Here is a 23,348-nt window from a genome sequence, read left to right as displayed (position 1 = left end):
TTTTTAAACTTTCAAAAATAAATGAAAGATATTTTTAAAACTTATCCGAAGTTTTTTTCTTCGGATGAGTTTATTATGAATTGTTTTTTAGAAACCAGTAAATCATCTCTTCACCTTCTTTTTTTTTAATGAAATTAAGTTTTTTCAACAATTTTATAGATTGAAGATTATTTATGAAACAGTTAGCTGTTATTTCTTTTATACAGTCAAAAGTAAATGCCCATTGAATAAGCTGTTTAGAAGCTTCTTCTGCATAACCATTTCCTCTTTCTTCTGCTATGATTCCATATCCTAAATCGATACTTTGAGTTTCGCTATGAAATCCTTTAAAACCTAAATCTCCAATAATTTCGTTAGTATTTTTTTTAATAATAAGCCAAGATTCAAAACCTGTAGCATAATTATTTTCTGATAAATTTTTCAGAATTCTTGGAACTGTTTCCAAAACATCTTTATCGGGCCAGCTTTTACCTTTAGTGTAACCTTTATTATAGAGTAAGTCGAAATTTCCTACTAGAATGTTTTCACATATTTCTATTGTGTAAGGAATCAGAATTAAGCGATCTGTTTCTAATTTTTCAATTTTCAGTGCTTCTAGTTTCAAAATATTATTTTACGATTTATAAATTTTGGTCGAATTTTACCGAATTCAATTCTACAACAAACCTGCGCGTTTCAACAAGGCTTCCACTTTAGGTTCCTGACCTCTAAATTTTTTATACAATTCCATTGGTAATTCCGTTCCACCTTTTGAAAGCACATTTTCTTTGAATTTTGTTGCGACTTCTTTGTTGAAAATTCCTTTTTCTTGGAAGTAAGCAAAAGCATCCGCATCCAAAACTTCGGCCCATTTATAACTGTAATAACCGGAAGAATAACCGCCTTGAAAAATATGAGAAAACGAAGTACTCATACAGTTTTCAGCCACATCTGGATATAAATTAGCAAATGCCATCGCTTGTTTTTCAAACGCTTTCACATCAGTAATTTCTTGAACTTTAGCGTGATAACTCAAATCTAAAATACCGAAACTCAATTGACGCAAGGTTGCCATTCCTTCTAAGAAACTAGCACTTTCTTTGATTTTTTCCACATATTCTTGCGGAATAATTGCTCCCGTCTCGTAATGTTTGGCAAACAAAGCTAATGCTTCTGGTTCGTAACACCAGTTTTCCATTACTTGACTTGGTAATTCTACAAAATCCCAATAAACGGATGTTCCTGATAGACTTGGATAAATGGTGTCGGCCAACATACCGTGTAAAGCGTGTCCAAATTCGTGAAATAATGTGGTTACTTCATTAAAAGTTAATAACGAAGGTTTTGTTTCTGATGGAGGCGTAAAATTACAAACAATAGAAACGTGTGGTCTTTCATTTTCTCCATCTTTTACATATTGTGGTTTGTAAGATGTCATCCAAGCACCATTTCGTTTTCCTTTTCTTGGGAAGAAATCCGCATAAAATACGGCTACAAAATTGTCATTTTCATCTGTTACTTCGTAAGTTGTAACATCTTGATGGTATTTGTCAATATCAAAAACTTCTTTGAATTTGATTCCAAATAATTTTTCAGCAATCGTAAAAGCTCCGTTTAAAACATTTTCTAATTTAAAATACGGTTTTAAAAGTTCATCGTCTAAATTGAATAATTTCTGTTTTAATTTTTCAGCATAATAAGAACCATCCCATTTTTCTAATTGTTCAATGCCATCAATTTCCTTCGCGAAAGCGGCTAATTCTGAAAATTCTTTCAAAGCAGCTGGTTTTGCTTTTTCTAATAAGTCATTTAAAAAAGCTTGTACTTTTTCTGGGTTTTGTGCCATTCGTTCTTCCAATACAAAATGCGAATGCGAAGCATAACCTAATAAATTAGCTCTTTTATGACGCAAAGCAACAATGTTCTTTACATTTTCTTGATTGTCAAATTCATTATTTTTAAATGCTTTCTTTCCCGCTGCGATTGCAATTTCTTTTCGCAATTCACGATTTTCAACATAGGTTACAAAAGGCAGATAACTTGGGAAATCTAAGGTGAAAACCCAACCTTCTAATTCTTTCGATTTGGCTAAAGATCGTGCCATTTCTTTGGTTCCGTCTGGCAGCCCTTTTAAATCTTCTTCATTCGTGATGTGCAATTGATAATTATTGGTTTCTGCCAAAACATTTTCTCCATAAGTCAATTTTAATTTGGCTAATTCCGTATCAATTTCGCGTAATTTCAGTTTATCTTCTTCCGAAAGTAAAGCACCATTTCTTGAAAAACCTTTAAATTTTTTGTCTAGTAATGTTGCTTGTTCTGTAGTTAAAGTCAAGTTGTCCTTTTGATCGTGAACTGCTTTTACCCTTTTAAATAAATCTTCATTTAAAGCAATATCATTACTGAAAGCAGTTAGCATTGGAGATACTTCTTGTGCGATTTTCTGCATTTCGTCAGAAGTTTCAGCGGAATTCAAATTAAAGAATATCGACGATAAACGGTCTAATTGCTCACCAGCATAATCTAAAGCTTCAATCGTGTTTTCAAATGTTGCAGTTTCTGTATTATTAGCAATTGCATTAATTTCATTACGAGCAAGTTCGATTGTTTTTTCAAAACCATTTTTATATTCTGAAAGATTAATCTTATTAAACGGTGCGGTATTGTGTTTTGATGTGAATTTTTTTAAAAAAAGTGTCATAAGATTTGGTTTTTACCGATAAAGTGTATAATTTTGACGACATAATGATGCAAAACATCCTTTTTGTCCCAATCAGAGAGAGTATAATTTTTTTATAGTTTTCACTTAATTGTGATCAGAAACCCCAAATTAGAGAGAGTTTGGGGTTTTTCTGTATTATAAACTTTCCGAAGCTTTTAAAACGACTTGTTTTAGATTTTCTTTGTAGGCAAGTATTTTATCCAAGATGTTTTTATCGTGACTTCCGATGATTTGTGCTGCTAAGATTCCTGCATTTTTTGCTCCATTTAAAGCTACGGTTGCCACCGGAACTCCGCCAGGCATTTGTAAAATTGATAAAACAGAATCCCATCCATCAATAGAATTACTTGATTTTACAGGAACACCAATTACAGGAAGAGGCGACATAGAAGCGACCATCCCGGGTAAATGAGCAGCGCCACCAGCACCAGCAATTACCACAGAAATTCCACGAATATGTGCGTTTTTACTGAAATCAAATAACTTCTCAGGTGTTCTGTGAGCCGAAACGATATCTACTTCCGTTTCGATTCCGAATCCTTTTAATATATCGATGGCATCTTGCATTACCGGCATATCCGAAATGCTTCCCATTATTATTGCTACTTTACTCATTTTTATGTTTTTTTTTTTTTGACACGAATTGTATAAAATTATTTCGTTCTAATTCGTGCAGTTGATGTTATTTTTTCTGACTAATCACCCGAATACTATTCTTCACTTCTTCTGCGATTCTTCTAGCTTCCGTCATATTTTCGTTGACAATGGTTACGTGCCCCATTTTTCTAAAAGGTCGTGTTTCTCTCTTTCCGTAAATATGAGGAGTTACGCCGTCAATTGCCATTATTTTTTCAATGTTTTCATAAACCACTTGACCAGAATAACCTTCTTCACCCACTAAATTTACCATAATTCCGGCAACTTTACTAGCTGTATTTCCTAAAGGAAGGTTCAAAATAGCACGCAAATGATTTTCGAATTGCGAAGTATAACTTGCTTCAATGGTATGATGGCCCGAATTATGAGGTCTTGGTGCTACTTCATTTACAAGAATTTCGTCGTCTTCCGTTTGAAACATTTCAACCGCTAATAATCCTACGTGATGAAACGCTTCGGAAACTTTTAAAGCGATTTCCGTTGCTTTTTTGGCAACTTTATCATCAATGCGAGCCGGACAAATAACATATTCCACTTGGTTGGCTTCCGGATGGAATTCCATTTCCACAACCGGGTATGTTTTTATTGCTCCTGAAACTGAACGAGCAACTATTACTGCTAATTCATTTTTAAATGGAATCATATCTTCAGCAATACATTCCACATCCGGAAGTTTTACTAAATCTAAAGCAGAACGGCATACTTTTACGCCATTTCCGTCATATCCAAATTGAGCACATTTCCAGACAAATGGAAATTCTAATTCGTCTTTTTTTAGTGCATTGTGTAAATCATTCAAATCAACAAAACGCAAATGTTTTGAGGTTGGAATATCATTCGCAACATAATAATCTTTTTGTTTTCCTTTATTCTGAATTAAACGTAAGGTTTTTGGCGATGGAAAAACCGCTAAACCTTCTGCTTCTAATTTATCTAAAGCTTCTAGATTTACGTTTTCAATTTCGATTGTTAATAAATCGACCATTTTCCCAAATTGATAAACGGTGTCAAAATCCATTAAACTTCCTTTGTAAAAAGCATTGCAGCCAAATCGTGCCGGTGCTTCTTCACTTGGGTCTAACACTAAAGTTTGAATATCGAATTTTCGGGTATCAGCAACGATCATTTTGCCTAACTGTCCACCACCTAAAATCCCTAATTTAAAATCAGAAGAAAAATAATTCATTTTGCTGTAGCTATTTTTATCAGACTCAAACTTTCGTTTCGCTTGAGTCATTTTTTGTTGTGTTTAGGCAAAGATAAACAATTGATATTTCGTTACAATAGTTTTAAATAATCTTTTGGATTGCAACGATTGTCTATAAAGAGTAGTACTGTTATTTTTTGAAGATTTTCGTCAAATTCGTAAGAAAAAGAAGCATTTTTGTGCACTACAAATTTTCGAATAGTCGCATTAAACGGTTTGCCTAATTGAGGATTGACTAATAATCGTTTTTGAGTTTGATCTATGATGTCAATAAAATTTTGAAGTATTTTATAGTTCCATTTAAAAAGTATAAATTCCGAGACGTCTAAGAATGATATTCTTCCTTCTTCTGAAGTTTGAATTTCAATCATTTTAAACCATATTTTTCTCTTACTTCATTCAAAACATTTTCAAAAGAATGTATTTTTCCTTCTTTTGCACTTTGTTGTGATTTTTCAAGTAACTTCAAAATCAACTCTTTTCCTTCATCAGAATTATCCCAAGTTTCATCTCGTGTGACATCATTATAAAGTTTAGAAATAAAATCATCCGAGGTTGACTCTTCTATTCTTTTGATTAAAGCACGTTTTTTTTCTTGTAAATTCATTGTGGTTGTAATTGATTATCAAATATATAAATTATTTTAATTTCTTCAAAATATTTCGAGCACAAGTCTGATAGGCTGCAGAATGGTTATAAGCGTCTTGTGAAATAATCGGTTTCAATTCTTCATAAATCCAATCGTATTTCTTTCCAAAAACAAAAAGAGCTTTCATCGCGTAAACTTTTGAAGCCACTTTTTCATCCTGAATCAATCGGTCAATTAAATTTTCAATAATGTTGTGTTCTTGCTCTTGTGAGAGGTCAATACCGTTCTTTCGATTATTGCTTTTGGCTAATAAAAAACAAATTCGTGTAGCAGGTCGCACAGCAGAATCGTTTTTTATTTGGGGTAAAACTTCGCAAAATCTTTCAAGGTATGGAATAAATAGTTTCATTTTTTTTTCGCAAACTAAATCTAACGACCAAAAAGCCTTGGTATGCAATTCGTGATTGACATCAAAAGCAATATGAATGATTTCTTTTATGTTATTTTCATCCTTCATTGCAAAGTTACTAACCGTTTTTCGGCTCTTCACGTGGCAAGTACTTAGTTCAATTTTCGAATACATTTCAGATTTCATTCGGTAAATATACCAAATTTGCAAAAAAAGTTAAAATACTTTCTTTGAAATCCTTATGAGTTTACTAAATTTGTTACTTATTTTTAAATCTGACTAAAATTGATACAACTACACGACAAAAAGTTTGAAGTTTTTATTGCTGCTGAAGAAATAGACTTTGCTATAGCAAATATGGCCAAACAAATTGAAGATGATTTTTCTGATGACATTCCTGTTTTTATTGGAGTTTTGAATGGTTCTTTTATGGTAACTGCAGATTTATTAAAAAAATATAACGGTCTTTGCGAAGTTTCTTTTGTTAAAATGGCTTCATATGAAGGAATGGCAACGACGACAGAAGTGAAACAGTTGATCGGATTGAATCAAAATCTGGAAGGACGCTCGGTAATTATTGTTGAAGATATCGTAGATACCGGAAACACCATTGAAGAATTGAAAGCCATTTTAAAAGAACACAAAGTGAAACACTTTAAAATTGCCACACTTTTCTTAAAGCCAGAAGCTTATAAAAAAGACATCAAATTAGATTATGTAGGCATCAGAATTCCTAATAAATTCATTGTAGGTTTCGGATTAGACTACGACGGATTAGGTAGAAATTTAAAAGACGTCTATCAATTATCAGAATAACTAACTATTTTACAACACAAACATGATTAATATCGTATTATTTGGGAAACCAGGAGCGGGAAAAGGTACTCAAGCCGAATTTTTAAAGAAAAAATACAATTTAGTTCATTTATCAACAGGAGATATTTTTAGATTCAATATAAAAAATGATACTGAACTTGGCAAGTTGGCTAAAACCTACATGGATAAAGGTGATTTAGTTCCAGATGAAGTTACGATTAAAATGTTAGAAAGTGAAGTAGATAAAAATCCAGAAGTTGCAGGATTTTTATTTGATGGTTTTCCAAGAACAATTGCACAGGCAGAAGCATTAGATATGTTCTTACACGGAAAAAAGCAACAAATTACAGCAACAGTTGCATTAGAAGCTGATGATAATGTTTTGGTAGCACGTCTTTTAGAAAGAGGAAAAACTTCAGGACGACCAGACGATCAAGATGAAGTAAAAATTAGAAATCGTTATGATGAGTACAATCAAAAAACAGCGCCACTAATGCATTATTACCAAAAACAAGATAAATTTTATGCTGTTAATGGCATTGGTACGATACAAGAAGTTACTGCAAGATTAAACACAATTTTAGATTCATTATAGCATAAAATTACGTCAAAAAGATAAATTTCGAGCATTCGATTTTTTTTTGGATATTTGCACACAGAAAAGGAGCGATTTCCGTAATTTGGAATTTTAGCTCTTTTTTTTTAATTTTAATTATGGAAATCTTAATTATTCTCTTTTTGATTTTACTAAACGGCGTTTTCTCAATGTCGGAAATTGCTTTGATTTCAGCGCGTAAAAACCGTCTAGAAACAGCTGCAAAAAAAGGCAACAAAAACGCAAAAGTGGCTTTGGCTTTGGCTAATTCACCCAATGAGTTTTTATCAACTGTGCAAATTGGTATTACATTAATTGGAATTTTAACAGGTATATATTCAGGTGATAAAATTACTCGCGATGTGCAGCGTTTTGTTGCCAGTTTTGAAGTTTTACAGGCACATTCGGAATCGATTGCAGTGGGAATTGTTGTAATTGTGTTAACCTTCTTCTCGTTGGTTTTAGGCGAATTATTACCTAAACGAATAGGATTGAATCATCCAGAAGGCATTGCAAAAGCAGTTGCCGTTCCTATGAAATTGGTTTCAGTAGTTACAATGCCGTTTATTTGGTTATTAACCATATCAACTGATTTTTTATTAAAAGTGCTTCAAATTAAACCATCTGCTGACGGAAAAGTTACAGAGGAAGAAATTAAAGCCATTATAAAAGAAGGAACAGAGGTAGGGGAAGTTCAAGAAATTGAGCAAGATATAGTGGAACGTGTTTTTCATATTGGGGACAGAAAAGTTAATTCCTTAATGACGCATCGAAGAGCAGTAGACTATTTGAGTTATAACGATTCACTTGAAACAATCAAAAAGAAAGTTTTAAATGATTTACATTCTGTATATCCGGTTTGTGCTGATAACTTAGACGAAGTTGAGGGAGTTGTTTCTTTGAAAGATTTATTTGTAGGATTTGAACAAGGGGATTTTAATTTGGACGCTATTACAACGGATCCTGTTTATTTTATAGAACATACTTCAGCATACAAAGCTTTAGAAACTTTTAAAAAATCGAAAGTGCACTATGCTTTAGTAACTGATGAGCACGGTATTTTTCAAGGTATAATAACTTTAAATGATATTTTAGAAGCTTTGGTTGGTGATGCAGCAGATTTTTATCAAGATGAATTTAAGCTAGTAGCAAGAGAAGATGGTTCGTGGTTGGTTGATGGACATTATTCTTTGCACGATTTCTTAACCTATTTCGATATGGACGAGCAAATTGGCGATTATAATGTTACAACTGTAAGTGGATTGATTGTGACAGAATTAGGAATAATCCCAAAACAAGGACAAAAATTAATTTGGAATAAGTTAAACTTTGAAGTGATTGATATGGATGGCGTAAAGATTGACAAAGTTTTAATTACAACAATAAAAGAATAATAATAAAGCGTTCAATGTTCTGTATTAAATTATGACGCGCATTGAAAAAATAAATTGTCAGAAGTACTAAAATTGTTTTTAAGATTTTGAAAACAATACATATAAAACACTGGCAGAATACCAAGAAAAGATGACAGAAGGAAATTTTGTAGATTACGTTAAAATATATGTTTCTTCCGGTAAAGGAGGGAAAGGCTCGTCGCATTTGCATAGGGAAAAATTTATTGAAAAAGGGGGTCCAGATGGAGGAGATGGAGGTCGCGGAGGTCACGTATATATCAGAGGAAACAAAAGTCTTTGGACATTATTTCATTTGAAATTTGTAAAGCATATGCGTGCGGGTCACGGTGGTGATGGTGGAAGTTCAAGAAGTACCGGTAGTGACGGAGAAGATAAATATGTTGAAGTACCTTTAGGAACCGTAGTAAAAGATCAGGAAACAGGTGATGTTTTGTTTGAAATCACCGAACACGATGAGGTTAGGGTTCTAGCGGAAGGCGGAAAAGGTGGTTTAGGAAACTGGAATTTCAGAAGTTCTACCAACCAAACTCCGCGCTATGCACAACCAGGTATGCCGGTAAAAGAAGTGGATGTAACTTTAGAATTAAAAGTATTAGCAGATGTTGGTTTAGTAGGGTTTCCAAATGCAGGAAAATCAACTTTACTTTCGGTGTTAACTTCAGCAAAACCAAAAATTGCGGATTATCCCTTTACTACCTTGAAACCAAATTTAGGAATTGTAGCTTACCGCGATTTTCAATCGTTTGTAATGGCCGATATTCCTGGAATCATTGAAGGTGCAGCCGAAGGAAAAGGGTTAGGTCATTATTTCTTGCGTCATATTGAACGAAATTCAACGTTGTTGTTTTTAGTTCCAGCTGATGCCGAAGATATTAAAAAAGAATACGAAATTCTGTTAGATGAATTACGTCGTTACAATCCAGAAATGTTAGATAAAGACCGTTTGGTAGTTATCTCAAAATGTGATATGCTCGATGACGAACTAAAATCGGAATTGAAAAAACAATTAGATAAAGAATTTAAAGGAACTCCTTACTTGTTTATTTCGTCAGTAGCTCAGCAAGGGCTTCAAGAGCTGAAAGATAAATTGTGGCAAATGCTGAATGCCGATTCAGAATAAGCAGTTTAAAATAGATAAGAAAAAGCATCTCAAATATAGAGGTGCTTTTTTTGTTTGTAGCGATACTTGTAATAAAAAGTTAAAGTTAAGATAATTCAAACCCTTTTTAAATTGATAATTATATTGAAATCTTATTTTTAAGTATATTCGCAAGACAATTTAAAAGAGACTTATTTATCATGAAAAAATTATTATTATTTGTTGTTTCTGCAATTATGCTTGTGCCAGCTTCGGTAAAAGCAGATGAAGGAATGTGGTTTTTAATGTTCATCGAGCGTTTAAATCACCGCGACATGCAAAAAATGGGCTTGCAATTAACAGCCGAAGAAATTTACAGCATCAACAACCACAGTTTAAAAGATGCTATTGTCCAGTTTAATGGTGGTTGTACTGCGGAAATGATTTCTAAAGATGGTTTAGTATTAACTAATCACCACTGTGGATATGACGCAATTGCAGAATTGTCTTCAGCAGAAAAAAATATTTTAAAAGATGGCTTCTGGTCTAAAAATAGAGCCGAAGAGTTAAAACCATCTAGTTTATATGTTCGTTTTTTTGTACGTATGGATGATGTTTCGAAAAGAATTTTAGCTGTGGTAAATTCGTCAATGAATGAATTAGACAGAGAAAAGGCAATCAACCAAGAAATTGCCAAAATTGAAAAAGAAAATAATGAAGGTGGAAAATATACAGTTTCGGTTCGTCCATTCTTTCAAGGAAATGAATATTACTATTTTGTTTACCAAGATTATAAAGACGTACGTTTAGTAGGAACTCCTCCAGAAAGTTTAGGGAAATTTGGTGGTGACACTGATAACTGGGAATGGCCTCGTCATACTGCAGATTTCTCTATGTTTCGAGTTTACGCAGATGCAAATGGAGACCCAGCAGATTATTCTCAAAATAATGTGCCTTTAAAACCAAAACATTATTTACCTGTAAATATTGGAGGTGTTCAAGAAAATGATTTCGCAATGATTTTAGGTTATCCTGGAAGAACAAACCGTTGGATGCCAGCAGGTGGAATTGATCAAAATGTAAAATTTGCTTACCCAGCTTGGGTTGAAGGTTCTAAAACGTCAATGGATGCTATGAAGAAATATATGGTAAAAAGTGATGAGATAAACCTAATATATGCTTCAAAATACGCAGGTGTAGCAAATTATTGGAAAAACCGTCAAGGAATGATTGATGCTTTGTCGAAATTCGGTACGGCTAAGTCGAAAGCGGTTCAGGAAGCTAAATTTAACAAATGGGCTAATAAAAAAGAAAATAAAGCAAAATACGGCAATGTTGTTTCTAATATCAATAAGTATTACGCTTTGACTAATGAAAAATCACGTCATGATAATTACATGATGCAATTGTTTAGATCATCTGCTTTTGGAACTGTAAGTAGAGGTTTAGGACGTCAGTTAGAAGCGTATGCTAAAGCAGATGCTACTAAAAGAGCGCAAATGAAACCTGGGATTTTAGAAATGGTCGAAGGAATGCACAAAGAATTACACCTCCCGGCTGAAAAAGAAATGTTAGCAGCACAATTGAATTTATATGCTAAAAAAGCAGGATATTCTTTAGCGCCAATGGTAGAAAAATTAGCGAAGGAAAATAATGGTGATTTTACTAAATATGTAAACGACGCTTTTGATGCAAGTATTTTTACTTCGGTAGAAAAAGTGAAAGCATTTTTAGAAACACATTCAGAAGCTATGGTAACGGGTGATCCTTTATATGTTTTAACGAATGATATGTTAAATCATTATAACTTTAGAAGTCAGGAATTAATGACCGCTCAAAATGATTTTGGCGCATCGTTCCGTTTACTAGTAGAAGGTTTGAGAGAATCTAAAATTGGTGAAATTAAATATCCAGATGCAAATTCAACGTTACGTTTAACTTATGGCAAAGTTCGTTCTTTGCCAGCAGACAAACGTAATGACGCTTCAATCAATAACTACACAACTTTAGAAGGTCAAGTTAAAAAATATAAAAAAGGTGATGCAGAATTTGACTTACCTACAAGAGTATTAGAAATGAATGCTGCTAAAGATTTTGGTCGTTATGCTGATAAGGACGGAACATTACACGTGAATTTCTTAACTGATAACGATATTACAGGTGGAAATTCTGGTTCTCCAGTTTTAAACGGAAAAGGTGAATTAATCGGTCTAGCATTTGATGGAAACATTGAAGCTATGGCAGGTGATGTAATCTTCGATAGTAAATTACAAAGAACAATCAATGTTGATATTCGTTATGTATTGTGGGTAATTGATAATTTCTCCGGTGCGAAACACATCGTTGATGAAATGACAATTGTAAAGTAATTTGCAAACGAAATAAAATTTAAAACGACTTGAGCAATCAAGTCGTTTTTTTATACATAAAAACTAAAATCATTTCACTATTTTTGGAGAATGAAATTTATCCATTTACTTTTTCTTTTATGGCCGATATTTTTGCTGTCCCAATCTCATTTTGAGAAAGGTGAAAAACTCTATGCGCAAAAGAAATATATTGGAGCTGAAAAAGAATTTCAAGAAATTTTAAAATCGCAACCCAATCATTCAAAAACGATTGAATATTTAGGTGATATCGCAGGAATTCAGAAAAACTGGGATGAAGCCATTTTGTATTATAAAAAGTTGAAATCGTCATTTCCCACAAATGCAACATATTGGTACAAATATGGTGGCGCAATGGGAATGAAAGCTAAAGAATCGAATAAATTTAAAGCATTAGGAATGATTGATGAAGTGGAAGAATCTTTTTTAACTGCAGCAAAATTAGATGAAAATCACATAGAAGCACGCTGGGCATTAGTGATGTTATATGTTGAACTTCCGGGTATTATTGGCGGAAGCGAAAAGAAATCACAGCGCTATGCCGCTGAATTAATGGCGCTTTCAAAAGTAGATGGTTATTTAGCTAAAGGTTATATTGATGTCTATTTTAGTCGCTATACAAAAGCCGAGAGCAATTACAAGAAAGCACACGAAATTGGCAATTCAAATACTACTTTTGAAAAATTATATGATTTATATTTGAATAAGTTAAAAGACAAAACAAAAGCGAATAAGTTAAAACAAGAATTCAAAGAATAGGTCAAAGTTTATAAGGTTTTGCGAAACCTACGCCTCTTAATCTTTTAAACTTACGAACTTTTAAACATAAAAAATGAGAACACATTTTATAGCTATTGGCGGTGCTGCAATGCACAATCTAGCATTAGCATTACATAATAAAGGATATCAAGTAACAGGAAGCGACGATGCAATTTTTGAACCCTCAAAGTCACGTTTAGCGAAAAAAGGCTTGTTGCCAATTGAAGAAGGTTGGTTTCCTGAAAAAATAACTACTGATATTGAAGCAGTTATTTTAGGAATGCACGCTAAAGCAGATAATCCAGAATTATTAAAAGCACAAGAATTAGGATTGAAAATTTATTCCTATCCTGAATTTTTGTTCGAACAATCGAAAAATAAAACCAGAGTTGTCATTGGTGGTTCGCACGGAAAAACCACGATTACTTCAATGATTTTACACGTTATGCATTATCATAATATCGAAGTCGATTATATGGTTGGTGCGCAATTAGAAGGTTTTGATACGATGGTTCATCTCACTGAAGATAACGATTTTATCGTTTTAGAAGGTGACGAATATTTGACTTCTCCAATTGATTTGCGTCCGAAATTCCATCTTTATCATCCAAATATTGCTTTGATTTCAGGAATTGCTTGGGATCATATTAATGTGTTTCCTACGTTTGATAACTATGTGGAGCAATTCAGTATTTTTACGAATCAAATCGCTCGAGGCGGCATTTTAATCTACAATGAAGAAGACGAAGTTGTGAAAAATGTGGCTGAAAATTCAGAAAATCCAATTCGAAAAATCGCATATCAAACGCCCAGTTATTCAGTAGAAAACGGAATCACACTTTTAGATACACCAGAAGGACCAATGCCAATTGAAGTTTTTGGAGCGCATAACCTTAGTAATTTAGCTGGTGCCAAATGGATTTGTCAAAATATGGGAGTAGACGAAGCTGATTTCTATGAAGCAATTGCCACTTTTAAAGGGGCTTCAAAACGATTGGAAAAAATTGCAGAAAGCAACGATAAGGTAGCTTATAAAGATTTTGCACATTCGCCAAGTAAAGTTTCAGCAACTACAAAAGCGGTGAAAGCACAATATCCGAATAGAAAATTAGTGGCTTGTTTAGAATTGCATACTTACAGTAGTTTGAATGCCGAATTCTTAAAAGAATACCAAGGTGCACTTGACGCAGCAGATGTAGCAGTGGTTTTCTATTCGCCAGATGCCGTAAAAATAAAACGGTTGGAAGAAGTAACTTACGATCAAATTGCACAATCTTTCCAAAAAGAAAACTTAATTATTTATACCAATCCAAAAGCGTTTAGAGACTTTTTATTTGCTCAAAATTTAGATAACTCAGCTTTATTGTTGATGAGTTCTGGTAATTATGGCGGATTGGATTTTGATGAAGTGAAAGGGTTGGTTAATTAGAAATTTGATTTTCAGATAAAAAAATGCTGTTTTGAGAAGCTGAATTCATTTCAACTTCTCAAATTAGTACATATTGATATGAATCTATAAGGCTAAATATTTAAAAATCAAGCTGTTATTTCTCGTATCTAAAATGCCCTACAATTTCCCAACTAAATAAGCAATCTTCTAAAACTTGTCCACCTCCAACATTGTGCACAATTAAATTCCGTTTTCCATCGGCGGATTTTTTATGAGTTACAATTCCAATATGTGGCATTTTTCCATTTATCATCCAAGTTACTAAATCACCTGTTTTATAATCGGAAGCATTTTCAGTGACTTTTAGTTTTTCTCCTTTTCGATCAAAAAACACTTCTAAATTCGGCACTCTTCTGTGGTCGATGTTTTTATCGGTACTTTTCAATCCCCAAGTTTTTGGATACAAATAGAAATTCGTCTTCATATCTTGATGAACTTCTTTTTGCAAGTCAATTCCCAAGTTTCGATAAACTCGAATGATTACATCCGTACAAACGCCCGTTTTTGCAGGGACATCGCCATTCGGATAGTTTATTGCAACATAAGACGATGTATAAACCACATCAGGATCAATTATCGAAAGTGCAGCATTGGATAATTTTTGATAAAAATCTGTAGGATTTTCTAAGCGTTTATTCTCGATTTTCAAATTAGAAGCAATATTAGCAACAGTTTTCGTTTTGCTTTCTTGACAAGTAACGGAAGAAATGGAAAAAATAGCTAATGCAATATATTTTATCATAAAATATGTGGTTTGAGACAATTCAAACGTAAATTGTAAGCTATTTATTTTGAGACTATTAAAAAAATGATTTAATTTGTTATTCTAAACGCCAAAATAAATTTTATGTATACGCCAATCAACCAATGGGCTGAAGACGATCGCCCACGTGAAAAATTTCTTCTCAAAGGAAAATCTTCCTTATCCGATTCCGAATTATTAGCTATTCTTATTGGTTCCGGCTCTCGAAACGAAAGCGCAGTGCAATTGTGCCAACGCATTTTGGCAGCATCCGAAAATAATCTTTCCACTTTAGGAAAAATGTCTATTGCGCAACTTATACAATTCAAAGGAATTGGCGAAGCAAAAGCAATTTCCATTGCCGCAGCATTAGAATTAGGAAGACGAAGAAGAAGCGAAGAAGCAGTTGAACTTAAGAAAATCACTTCCAGTAAAGCTGTTTTTGATATTATGCAACCTATAATTGGCGAATTGCCACACGAAGAATTTTGGGTTTTATACCTCAATAATTCTAATAAAGTAATTTATAAAGCGCAATTGTCAAAAGGAGGAATTACAGGAACAGTTGTAGATATTCGAATAATCTTCAAAATGGCTTTCGAACAAAATGCTACGGCTATTATTCTGACGCACAACCATCCGTCAGGAAAATTAATGGCCAGCGATGCAGATTTACAAATCACCAAAAGGATAAAAGAGGCCGGAAAAACACTAGAAATTCAAGTTTTAGATCATATAATAATTACAGAAAATGGGTATTTTAGTTTTCAAGATGAAAGTATTTTTTGATTTTTTAAGCACAAAACCATATAGTTTTTTATGAGCTTAGATAGGTACAATAAAATTTTTAAATGCACCCAACGTCAAGTTAAAATTCCACAAGAACAGATAATTATGCAAATTTTAAGATTTGCGAGTTTTTTTTCTAAAGGATAAGCCGTATTTTAGCACAAATTAAATATTATGAAAAATATAAAATTAGTAATAGTTGCAGTTTTATTATCAACTACTGCATTTTCTCAGTTTACACAAAAAGCCTTGCCTTATGCATATAATGCTTTGGAGCCTTTCGTAGATGCACAGACAATGGAAATTCACTTCAGCAAACATCATGCAGGTTATGTAAAAAATTTAAACGCGGCTTTAGCAGGTACAGGTGATGAAAAATTAAGTCTAAATGAAATTTTAGCTAAAGTCTCTACGATGAGTACCGCTGTTAGAAACAATGCAGGTGGTCATTACAATCACGAGTTGTTTTGGTCGGTTTTAACACCAGATAAAAACACCAAAATGTCTGCCGAACTAGAAAAAGCAGTAAACGAGACTTTTGGAAATGTAGAAGGTTTAAAAGAAAAACTAAATGCAGCTGGAGCTAGTCGTTTCGGTTCTGGATGGGCTTGGCTTGTAGTCACAAAAGAAGGGAAGTTAGTAGTGAGTTCAACTCCAAATCAAGATAATCCAATGATGGATAATGCAGAAGTAAAAGGAACACCGATTTTTGCAATTGACGTTTGGGAACACGCATATTACTTAAAATACCAAAACAAAAGAGGTGACTATTTAGCGGCTTTATGGAGTGTTGTTAATTGGGTAGAGGTCAGTAAACGTTACAAAGAAGCTAAGAAATAGCTGACTGTTTCAAATCTTTGACCTATATTAAACTTTTATACGTTTATGATTTTAGAAGTAAAAAAGCCTTGTATTGAAAAATGCAGGGCTTTTTATTAGATTTTCTTTAAGAAATTTTACTTTCTATTTTATTATCTTGCGCTGCTGAACAAAAGCTATTAATGATAATGATTAATACTAAAAACATAAAATTCTCCTATTTAAAGGAACAAGAGTTTATTTTTCCTGATTTGCATTGCGAAGCGGGAAATACACTTCTAATTACAGGAGATTCGGGAAGAGGAAAAACAACTTATTTGCATATTTTAGCTGGATTGTTAAAACCAAAATCGGGTGAAATTCAAATCGATACAACGGATGTTTTAGCGCTTTCCGAAAAAGAAACAGATAAATTTAGAGGAAAGAATATTGGCGTGGTTTTTCAAAAATCATACTTTATTGCAGCGCTAACAATTTTAGAAAATTTAGAGATGGCTAGTTGGTTAGCAACCGGTAAAAAGAATACCGATCGTGCTAAGAAATTGTTGCAACAATTAGGTATTGAAAATCAATGTCCGAAATTGCCTTCGCAATTGAGTATTGGACAACAACAGAGAGTTTCTATTGCTCGCGCATTAATGAACGAGCCAAAAGTCTTATTAGCAGACGAGCCAACATCAAGTTTAGACGATAAAAATGCAGAGAAAGTAATTGAATTGCTTACTTTTTTGTCTAAAGAATATAAAGCAGCTTTGTTAATTGTAACGCACGATAGCCGAATTAAAGAAAAGTTTACCAATAAAATTACTTTAGTATGATCGCAAAATTAGCGTGGAGAAATATTTTGTTCAAACCTTTAAATACCATCTTGAGTATTGTTTTGTTAACCTCTAGTGTTGCCATTATTACTACTTTGATTTTAGTAGAAAAACAGTTTGAAGAAAAATTTTCGAGTAATATTGAAGATGTCGATTTGGTTTTGGGAGCACAAGGAAGTCCCTTGCAATTAATTTTATCTTCGGTTTATCAGGTCGATGCACCAACAGGAAACATCAATTACGATTCTGCCAAGGTTTGGATGCAAAATCCGTTTGTGGAGAAGGCAATTCCATTAGCTTTTGGAGACAATTATCGCGGTTATAAAATTTTAGGAACTACTCCTGATTACTTAGGAAAATATAAAGCAACGTTAGCCGAAGGGAAAATGTTTAAAAATAATTTTGAAGTTGTAATTGGAAGCGATATTGCTCAAAAATTAAATTTTAAGATTGGAGATGAGTTTTTCGGTTCTCACGGCGATGCTGAAGAAGGTGAAGTGCACGATAATTTTGCCTATAAAATTGTAGGAATTGCAAAACCAACGGGAAAAGTGGTAGATAATTTAATCTTATGTACAATTCCAAGCGTTTGGCAAATGCATCACATTCACGAAGAAAATCCCGCGCACGGAGAAGAAGGTCACGTGCATGTTGATGCAGAAGAGCCGCATAGTACTGATTTGACTTTGGACGAACCAAATATGGAAATAACCGCAGTTTTATTGAAGCTTCGCAATCAAATGGCAAAATTAACTTGGCAAAGAATTGTACCTCAAAATACAAAAATGCAAGCAGTTTCTCCTGCTTTCGAAGTAAATAGATTGTTTGGTTTATTCGGTATAGGAATTACTGCTTTGCAATATTTAGCTTATGGAATTATGTTAATTTCAGGAATCTCCATTTTTATTGCTTTATACAATACCCTAAAGGAACGAAAAAACGAATTTGCTTTAATGCGTGTCAACGGAGCCAAGCGATTACAGCTGCTGAAAGTCGTAATGATTGAAAGTATTTTGCTTTGTGTTGTGGGATACGTTTTTGGCACAGTTTTGGGAAGAGTTGCCATAAGCTTATTATCGAAATCCTCCGAAGCTGATTTTAAAATGAGCTTTAATCCGTATGAATTTCTTTGGGAAAAGGAAGGAACATTATTTTTACTAAGTATATTTGTAGGCTTTATTGCAGCTTTAATTCCTGCTATAAAAGCATATAATTTAAACATTTCAAAAACATTAGCCAATGCGTAATTATTTAAAAGTAGTTTTAGCTTTAGTCGTATTTATTTCTTTAATGAGTTTTCAGAAAAATTCAAATTCGGAAAAAACGACAGTTTCCTCAACTTCGGCTGCAATTGCTGCGGATACTTTAACTTGGAAATTATTAGGAGACATTAAATTTATTCGCAAAAAACACGCTACTTATGGTGAGGTGGAATTTCCACAAGTGAATATAAAATTAAAACAATACCACAATAAAACCGTTTATTTAACTGGTTTTATTGTACCTATCGATTCTAAAAATTATGCGTTGAGCAAAAACGTATTTGCATCTTGCTTTTTCTGTGGGAAATCAGGACCAGAAACAATTACAGGATTAAAATTTAAAGGAGGTTTTCCAAAATTGAAAACGGATACATATTTAACGATTAAAGGAACTTTTAAAGTAAATGAAAGCGATGTTGACGACTGGATTTACAACATCGAGAATGCCGAAATTGTTTCTAAAATATAAATAAACTTGCAAGATTTTAAACATAAAAAACACCTATTTTTTGATCTAGATCATACGCTGTGGGATTTTGATAAAAATTCTAGTTTTGCATTTGATTCTATTTTTAAAGAGCAAGGGTACGAAATCAATTTAAATGATTTTTTGGAGGTTTATATTCCCAGAAACCATCACTATTGGAAATTGTACCAATTCAATCAAATTTCGCACGAAGATTTACGTTATTATCGTTTGAAAGATGTTTTTGATGTCTTAAAGTTTGAAGTTTCGGATGCTGATATTCAAAATATTTCGGAGGCGTATATTAATTATTTACCCAAGTTCAATCATTTATTTGATGGTGCAATTGAGTTGTTAGATTACCTGAAACCAAATTACAATCTACATATTATTACCAACGGATTCGCTTCGGTACAATCCAGAAAATTAAAAAACTCCAATCTCGAACAATATTTTGACACCATTACGAATTCAGAAATAGCGTGTGCTAAAAAACCGCATCGAAATATCTTTGAATTTGCATTATCTTTGGCAAAAGCTTCAAAAATGGAAAGCCTAATGATAGGTGATAGTTATGAAGCAGACATTATTGGCGCACAAGAAGCTGGAATAGAAGCGATATTTTTCAACGAACAAAACCTTGAAGTTGAGAAGGATGTGCTACAGATTAATCATTTATTAAAATTAAAAAACATACTTTAACATGAAAAAATTAGCGCTTTTAATACTTTTAGTAAGTTTTACTTTTACTTTTTCACAAGAGAATTATAAGTATATTGTTATTCCCAAAAAATTTAATTTTTTTAAGAATGCTAATGAATATAGTTTAAATGAAATTACTAGATCATTTTTTGTAAATGAAGGTTACGAAGTTTTTTATAGTGATGACGAGCTTCCTGTTGAACTGTCAGAGAATAGGTGTCAAGCATTATATATTGATGCGATTGAAGATAGTAAGATTTTTGTTACCAAAATTTATTTCGAAGTAAAGGATTGTAGAAATACGCTAATGATAAAAAGTGAAATAGGTACAAGTAGAGAAAAAAATTTTCAAAAAGCTTATAATGAATCTTTTAAGGAGTCATTGTCTTCTTTGAAAGGTAAAATTAATTTTAAAAAAAATACTTTAAATGATAATGAATTATCAGATTCTTTGAAAGTAATATTGACTAAAAAAAGTGCTACAGTTGTAGCCAATACAGTTAATGATGATAGTCTTTTTATAATTCCTACTTCTACAGGGTATAAATTAGTTAATGATAAACCTGAAATCATTTTTATTTTAAATAAAACTACTGATGAATATATATTTATAGCGCAAAAAAAATCTACATTTGGCGTTTTAATTAAGAAAAATACTAGTTGGTTTTTTGAATATTACGAAAATGATAAATTAGTTTCCGAAAAATTAAACGTAAAGTTTTAATATTTTCATTCTGTATACTAATAATCATAACGGTCTTTCCATCTGTTTTTTAAGAATTGACGCAATTCTTTTTCACGAGCATTTTCGCCAGGTTCAAAGAATTTAGTTGCAGAAATTTCGGTTGGTAAAAACTCTTGTTCGGCAAAGTTATTTGGAAAATCGTGTGAATATTTATATTCGTCACCATAGCCTAATTCCTTCATTAATTTAGTCGGTGCATTTCTTAAATGAATTGGAACTGGTAAATCACCAGTTTGTTTTACCATTTGTTGGGCTTTTCCAATGGCCATATAACTCGCATTACTTTTTGCAGAAGTCGCCAAATAAATCGCACACTGACTTAGTAGAATTCTACTTTCAGGATAACCAATTGTAGTTACCGCTTGGAAAGTGTTATTTGCCATAATCAAAGCTGTTGGATTCGCGTTGCCTATGTCTTCACTAGATAAGATTAACATTCTTCGGGCAATAAACTTTACGTCTTCACCACCTTCGATCATTCGGGCTAACCAATAAACGGCTCCGTTTGGATCGCTCCCTCGAATCGATTTTATAAAAGCCGAAACAATATCATAGTGTTGCTCACCTGTTTTGTCGTACAAAACGGTGTTTTTTTGAACTAACGCCATTACTCTTTCATTGGTGATTTCAATGGTTTCTCCATCGGTAGCATTAATGACTAATTCGAAAATATTCAATAATTTTCGGCCATCGCCACCTGAAAGACGCATTAAAGCTTCGGTTTCTTTTAAAATGATGTTTTTATTTCGAAGATCCGCATCAGTTGCAATCGCTCGATGCAATAAAGCTTCTAAATCTTCCTTTGTAAATGGATTTAAAACGTACACCTGACATCTTGACAACAAAGCTGGAATCACCTCGAAACTCGGGTTTTCTGTAGTTGCTCCAATTAATGTAATCCATCCTTTTTCAACCGCTCCTAATAAGGAATCTTGTTGGGATTTACTAAAACGATGAATTTCATCAATGAACAAAATTGGGTTTTTAGTTGTAAATAATCCACTACTTGATTTAGCTTTTTCAATTACTTCTCGAATATCTTTAACACCAGAATGAATCGCACTCAATTGAAAAAATGGACGCTTGCTTTCTTGCGCCATAATCTGGGCCAAAGTAGTCTTTCCGGTTCCGGGTGGTCCCCATAAAATTAAGCTAGGGATCAATCCTTTTGCTATTTGCTGGGTTAACGAACCTGTTGGACCAACTAAATGCAATTGGCTAATATATTCTGATAGTTGTTGTGGGCGAATTCTTTCTGCTAACGGTGCTTCCATTTTGTAAAATTACAATTTTATGACAAATGTGCATAATATAATCTTTGGCTTTATCTTTGAAGAGTTAAAGTGTATTAATCTTCCTTCAAATAAATGAGAAACCATCTTGATAATCCTTTTCAATATACAAAATCTGTAATTTTATTACCGATGTTGTTTGTATTGTCATTGTGGATGGTTTTTTGGTACGAACTTAAATTTAATCATAATTTATCGCATTTGGGGATTTACCCAAGGGAAACTTATGGATTAAAAGGAATTCTCTTTAGCCCGTTCTTACACGGTGATTTAGAACATTTGTCCAATAATTCAATTGCTTTATTTATATTATTACCCATTCTTCGGTATTTCTACAGAGAACAAACCTTTGCAGTGTTGCTTTTGGGAATTTTATTTTCAGGATTAGGAACTTGGCTTTTGGGCCGTCCAAGTTATCACATTGGTGCCAGTGGATTAATTTATGCTTTGGTAAGTTTTATCTTCTTCAAAGGAATTTTTACCAAATATTACCGGTTGGTAGCACTTTCATTTACCATTGTTTTGTTATATGGTGGAAGTGTGTGGTATATGTTTCCCAATATAAAAGAAGGTATTTCTTGGGAAGGTCATTTTGCTGGTTTTTTCGTAGGATTAGCTTTAGCCTTGGTTTTGAAAACACCTCAATTTAAAAACTCTATTTTTTACGATTGGCAAAAGCCAGATTTTAATCCGGAATTAGATCCGTTTATGAAAAATTTTGATGAAAAAGGAGCATTTAATCCGCCACCAAAACCAGAAGAAATAATAAAGGAATATTTCAGTTCGTCTATAAAAGTGATTTACGATTTTATAGGAAAAAAGTAAGTCAAAAGTTCAATTTCCTAATTAATCGGAAAATTGAACTTTTTATTTTTAATTACATTCTTTGTCTCAAAGCTTCATATAAAAACGCACCACAAGCTACAGAAACATTTAAAGACTCAATAGTTCCAAACATTGGTAATTTTGCTTTTTCATCAACGATTTTCAAAACAGAAGGATTTACTCCTCGATCTTCGCTACCCATAATAATTGCTACAGGTTCGTTTAAATTAATATCGTAAATATGACTTTCCGTTTTTTCAGTAGCAGCAACAGTTTTAACACCAGAACCTTGTAAATAGAAAATGGCATCTTTAATATGATCAACTTTACAAATTGGCACATTAAAAACTGCTCCAGCCGAAGTTTTTACCGTGTCTCCATTTACAGGAGCTGATCCTTGTTTTTGGATTATGATTCCACTTACACCAGTACATTCTGCTGTTCTGATAATTGCACCAAAATTACGTGCATCAGATAATTGGTCTAAAATAAGGAATAAAGGTTTTTTACCACTTTCTAAAGAAGCTTCTAAAGCACCTTCAACTAGAGTTTCTAAGGAAACAAATGAAATAGGAGCTATAGTAGCTACAGCACCTTGATGATTATTTGGAGTTAATCGGTTTAGTTTTTCAACAGGAACATACGAAAAGTTAACATTGTTTCTTTTCATTGCCTTCATCAAATCTTTCATTAAGTCGCTTTCTGCATCTTTCTGAATGAACACTTTGTCAATTTCTTTGTTCGCGTTAATCGCTTCAATAATTGCTCTAATCCCGAATATTTGATTCTCTTTTTCCATACGGCAAAGATATAATTTTAGTTTGG

General features: G+C 33.0%; 25 protein-coding genes. 15 read left to right on the top strand and 10 right to left on the bottom strand.

Annotated features, from left to right (window positions below):
- Nucleotides 1-73: 73 nt before the first annotated feature.
- The 7 genes from T1L09_RS01980 to T1L09_RS01950 all read right to left on the bottom strand — a co-directional run bounded on the left by T1L09_RS01980 (nt 74) and on the right by T1L09_RS01950 (nt 5,737).
- Nucleotides 74-604 carry a GNAT family N-acetyltransferase gene (locus T1L09_RS01980; protein WP_322549262.1) on the bottom strand — a complete coding sequence of 177 codons (531 nt, stop codon included), beginning with the start codon at nt 602-604 and terminating at the stop codon, nt 74-76.
- Between the two features lie 51 nt (nt 605-655).
- Nucleotides 656-2,680: a M3 family metallopeptidase gene (locus T1L09_RS01975; RefSeq protein ID WP_322549261.1), complete on the bottom strand. Its 2,025-nt coding sequence runs from the start codon at nt 2,678-2,680 to the stop codon at nt 656-658.
- Nucleotides 2,681-2,836: 156 nt separating this feature from the next.
- Entirely contained in the window at nt 2,837-3,316 is a 480-nt protein-coding gene (gene purE / locus T1L09_RS01970) for a 5-(carboxyamino)imidazole ribonucleotide mutase (protein WP_322549260.1), read from the bottom strand.
- A 67-nt stretch (nt 3,317-3,383) separates the two neighbouring features.
- Nucleotides 3,384-4,544: a 5-(carboxyamino)imidazole ribonucleotide synthase gene (locus T1L09_RS01965; protein WP_322549299.1), complete on the bottom strand. Its 1,161-nt coding sequence runs from the start codon at nt 4,542-4,544 to the stop codon at nt 3,384-3,386.
- Nucleotides 4,545-4,636: 92 nt separating this feature from the next.
- Nucleotides 4,637-4,936 (bottom strand): hypothetical protein, encoded by a 300-nt coding sequence (locus tag T1L09_RS01960; RefSeq protein WP_322549259.1) that lies wholly within the window; start codon nt 4,934-4,936, stop codon nt 4,637-4,639.
- A complete protein-coding gene (locus T1L09_RS01955) occupies nt 4,933-5,172 on the bottom strand; it encodes a hypothetical protein (RefSeq protein ID WP_322549258.1) in 240 nt (79 codons plus the stop codon). The genes T1L09_RS01960 and T1L09_RS01955 overlap by 4 nt, the downstream gene beginning before the upstream one ends.
- 31 nt (nt 5,173-5,203) lie before the next feature.
- On the bottom strand, nt 5,204-5,737 hold the full coding sequence (locus T1L09_RS01950) for a hypothetical protein (RefSeq protein ID WP_322549257.1): 534 nt from the start codon (nt 5,735-5,737) through the stop codon (nt 5,204-5,206).
- Nucleotides 5,738-5,848: 111 nt separating this feature from the next.
- On the opposite strand from T1L09_RS01950, the gene hpt reads away from it, so the two are divergent.
- The 7 genes from hpt (at nt 5,849) to T1L09_RS01915 (ending at nt 14,042) form a co-directional block, all read left to right on the top strand.
- Entirely contained in the window at nt 5,849-6,379 is a 531-nt protein-coding gene (gene hpt, locus T1L09_RS01945; RefSeq protein WP_322549256.1) for a hypoxanthine phosphoribosyltransferase, read from the top strand.
- A 22-nt stretch (nt 6,380-6,401) separates the two neighbouring features.
- Nucleotides 6,402-6,974 carry an adenylate kinase gene (locus T1L09_RS01940; protein ID WP_322549255.1) on the top strand — a complete coding sequence of 191 codons (573 nt, stop codon included), beginning with the start codon at nt 6,402-6,404 and terminating at the stop codon, nt 6,972-6,974.
- 119 nt (nt 6,975-7,093) lie between these two features.
- Nucleotides 7,094-8,368, top strand: a complete 1,275-nt coding sequence (locus tag T1L09_RS01935) for a hemolysin family protein (RefSeq protein ID WP_322549254.1) — start codon at nt 7,094-7,096, stop codon at nt 8,366-8,368.
- Between the two features lie 130 nt (nt 8,369-8,498).
- A complete protein-coding gene (obgE, locus tag T1L09_RS01930) occupies nt 8,499-9,509 on the top strand; it encodes a GTPase ObgE (protein WP_322549253.1) in 1,011 nt (336 codons plus the stop codon).
- 179 nt (nt 9,510-9,688) lie between these two features.
- Nucleotides 9,689-11,836: a S46 family peptidase gene (locus T1L09_RS01925; RefSeq protein ID WP_322549252.1), complete on the top strand. Its 2,148-nt coding sequence runs from the start codon at nt 9,689-9,691 to the stop codon at nt 11,834-11,836.
- Nucleotides 11,837-11,926: 90 nt separating this feature from the next.
- Entirely contained in the window at nt 11,927-12,613 is a 687-nt protein-coding gene (locus tag T1L09_RS01920; RefSeq protein ID WP_322549251.1) for a tetratricopeptide repeat protein, read from the top strand.
- 73 nt (nt 12,614-12,686) lie between these two features.
- Nucleotides 12,687-14,042, top strand: a complete 1,356-nt coding sequence (locus tag T1L09_RS01915; protein ID WP_322549250.1) for a UDP-N-acetylmuramate--L-alanine ligase — start codon at nt 12,687-12,689, stop codon at nt 14,040-14,042.
- Between the two features lie 115 nt (nt 14,043-14,157).
- Here the strand turns inward: T1L09_RS01915 and T1L09_RS01910 are convergent, their stop codons facing one another.
- Nucleotides 14,158-14,805: a DUF1287 domain-containing protein gene (locus tag T1L09_RS01910; protein ID WP_322549249.1), complete on the bottom strand. Its 648-nt coding sequence runs from the start codon at nt 14,803-14,805 to the stop codon at nt 14,158-14,160.
- A gap of 105 nt (nt 14,806-14,910) precedes the next feature.
- Between T1L09_RS01910 and radC the strand changes: the two genes are divergently transcribed.
- From radC to T1L09_RS01875, 7 genes are all read left to right on the top strand, one after another.
- Nucleotides 14,911-15,594 (top strand): RadC family protein, encoded by a 684-nt coding sequence (gene radC, locus T1L09_RS01905; protein WP_322549248.1) that lies wholly within the window; start codon nt 14,911-14,913, stop codon nt 15,592-15,594.
- A 174-nt stretch (nt 15,595-15,768) separates the two neighbouring features.
- Entirely contained in the window at nt 15,769-16,434 is a 666-nt protein-coding gene (locus tag T1L09_RS01900) for a superoxide dismutase (protein ID WP_322549247.1), read from the top strand.
- Nucleotides 16,435-16,601: 167 nt separating this feature from the next.
- Nucleotides 16,602-17,231, top strand: a complete 630-nt coding sequence (locus tag T1L09_RS01895; RefSeq protein WP_322549246.1) for an ABC transporter ATP-binding protein — start codon at nt 16,602-16,604, stop codon at nt 17,229-17,231.
- Nucleotides 17,228-18,478 carry an ABC transporter permease gene (locus T1L09_RS01890; protein ID WP_322549245.1) on the top strand — a complete coding sequence of 417 codons (1,251 nt, stop codon included), beginning with the start codon at nt 17,228-17,230 and terminating at the stop codon, nt 18,476-18,478. The genes T1L09_RS01895 and T1L09_RS01890 overlap by 4 nt, the downstream gene beginning before the upstream one ends.
- Nucleotides 18,471-18,962 carry a hypothetical protein gene (locus tag T1L09_RS01885; protein WP_322549244.1) on the top strand — a complete coding sequence of 164 codons (492 nt, stop codon included), beginning with the start codon at nt 18,471-18,473 and terminating at the stop codon, nt 18,960-18,962. The genes T1L09_RS01890 and T1L09_RS01885 overlap by 8 nt, the downstream gene beginning before the upstream one ends.
- A gap of 6 nt (nt 18,963-18,968) precedes the next feature.
- Nucleotides 18,969-19,661, top strand: a complete 693-nt coding sequence (locus tag T1L09_RS01880) for a YjjG family noncanonical pyrimidine nucleotidase (protein ID WP_322549243.1) — start codon at nt 18,969-18,971, stop codon at nt 19,659-19,661.
- Between the two features lies 1 nt (nt 19,662).
- Complete coding sequence (locus T1L09_RS01875; protein ID WP_322549242.1) at nt 19,663-20,385, top strand: hypothetical protein; 723 nt, start codon at nt 19,663-19,665, stop codon at nt 20,383-20,385.
- A 17-nt stretch (nt 20,386-20,402) separates the two neighbouring features.
- On the opposite strand, the gene T1L09_RS01870 is transcribed toward T1L09_RS01875, so the two are convergent.
- Complete coding sequence (locus tag T1L09_RS01870; protein WP_322549241.1) at nt 20,403-21,680, bottom strand: replication-associated recombination protein A; 1,278 nt, start codon at nt 21,678-21,680, stop codon at nt 20,403-20,405.
- 93 nt (nt 21,681-21,773) lie between these two features.
- On the opposite strand from T1L09_RS01870, the gene T1L09_RS01865 reads away from it, so the two are divergent.
- The gene (locus tag T1L09_RS01865) at nt 21,774-22,523 is read left to right on the top strand and encodes a rhomboid family intramembrane serine protease (RefSeq protein ID WP_322549240.1); all 750 of its coding nucleotides are present in this window, start codon (nt 21,774-21,776) and stop codon (nt 22,521-22,523) included.
- A 52-nt stretch (nt 22,524-22,575) separates the two neighbouring features.
- Here the strand turns inward: T1L09_RS01865 and rlmB are convergent, their stop codons facing one another.
- Nucleotides 22,576-23,322 (bottom strand): 23S rRNA (guanosine(2251)-2'-O)-methyltransferase RlmB, encoded by a 747-nt coding sequence (gene rlmB / locus T1L09_RS01860; RefSeq protein WP_322549239.1) that lies wholly within the window; start codon nt 23,320-23,322, stop codon nt 22,576-22,578.
- Nucleotides 23,323-23,348 lie beyond the last annotated feature (26 nt).

The sequence above is a fragment of the Flavobacterium psychraquaticum genome (assembly GCF_034497725.1).
Lineage (GTDB): Bacteria > Bacteroidota > Bacteroidia > Flavobacteriales > Flavobacteriaceae > Flavobacterium > Flavobacterium psychraquaticum.
Note: the sequence above shows the minus strand (reverse complement) of the source record. Positions and strands in the feature narration are given on the sequence as shown.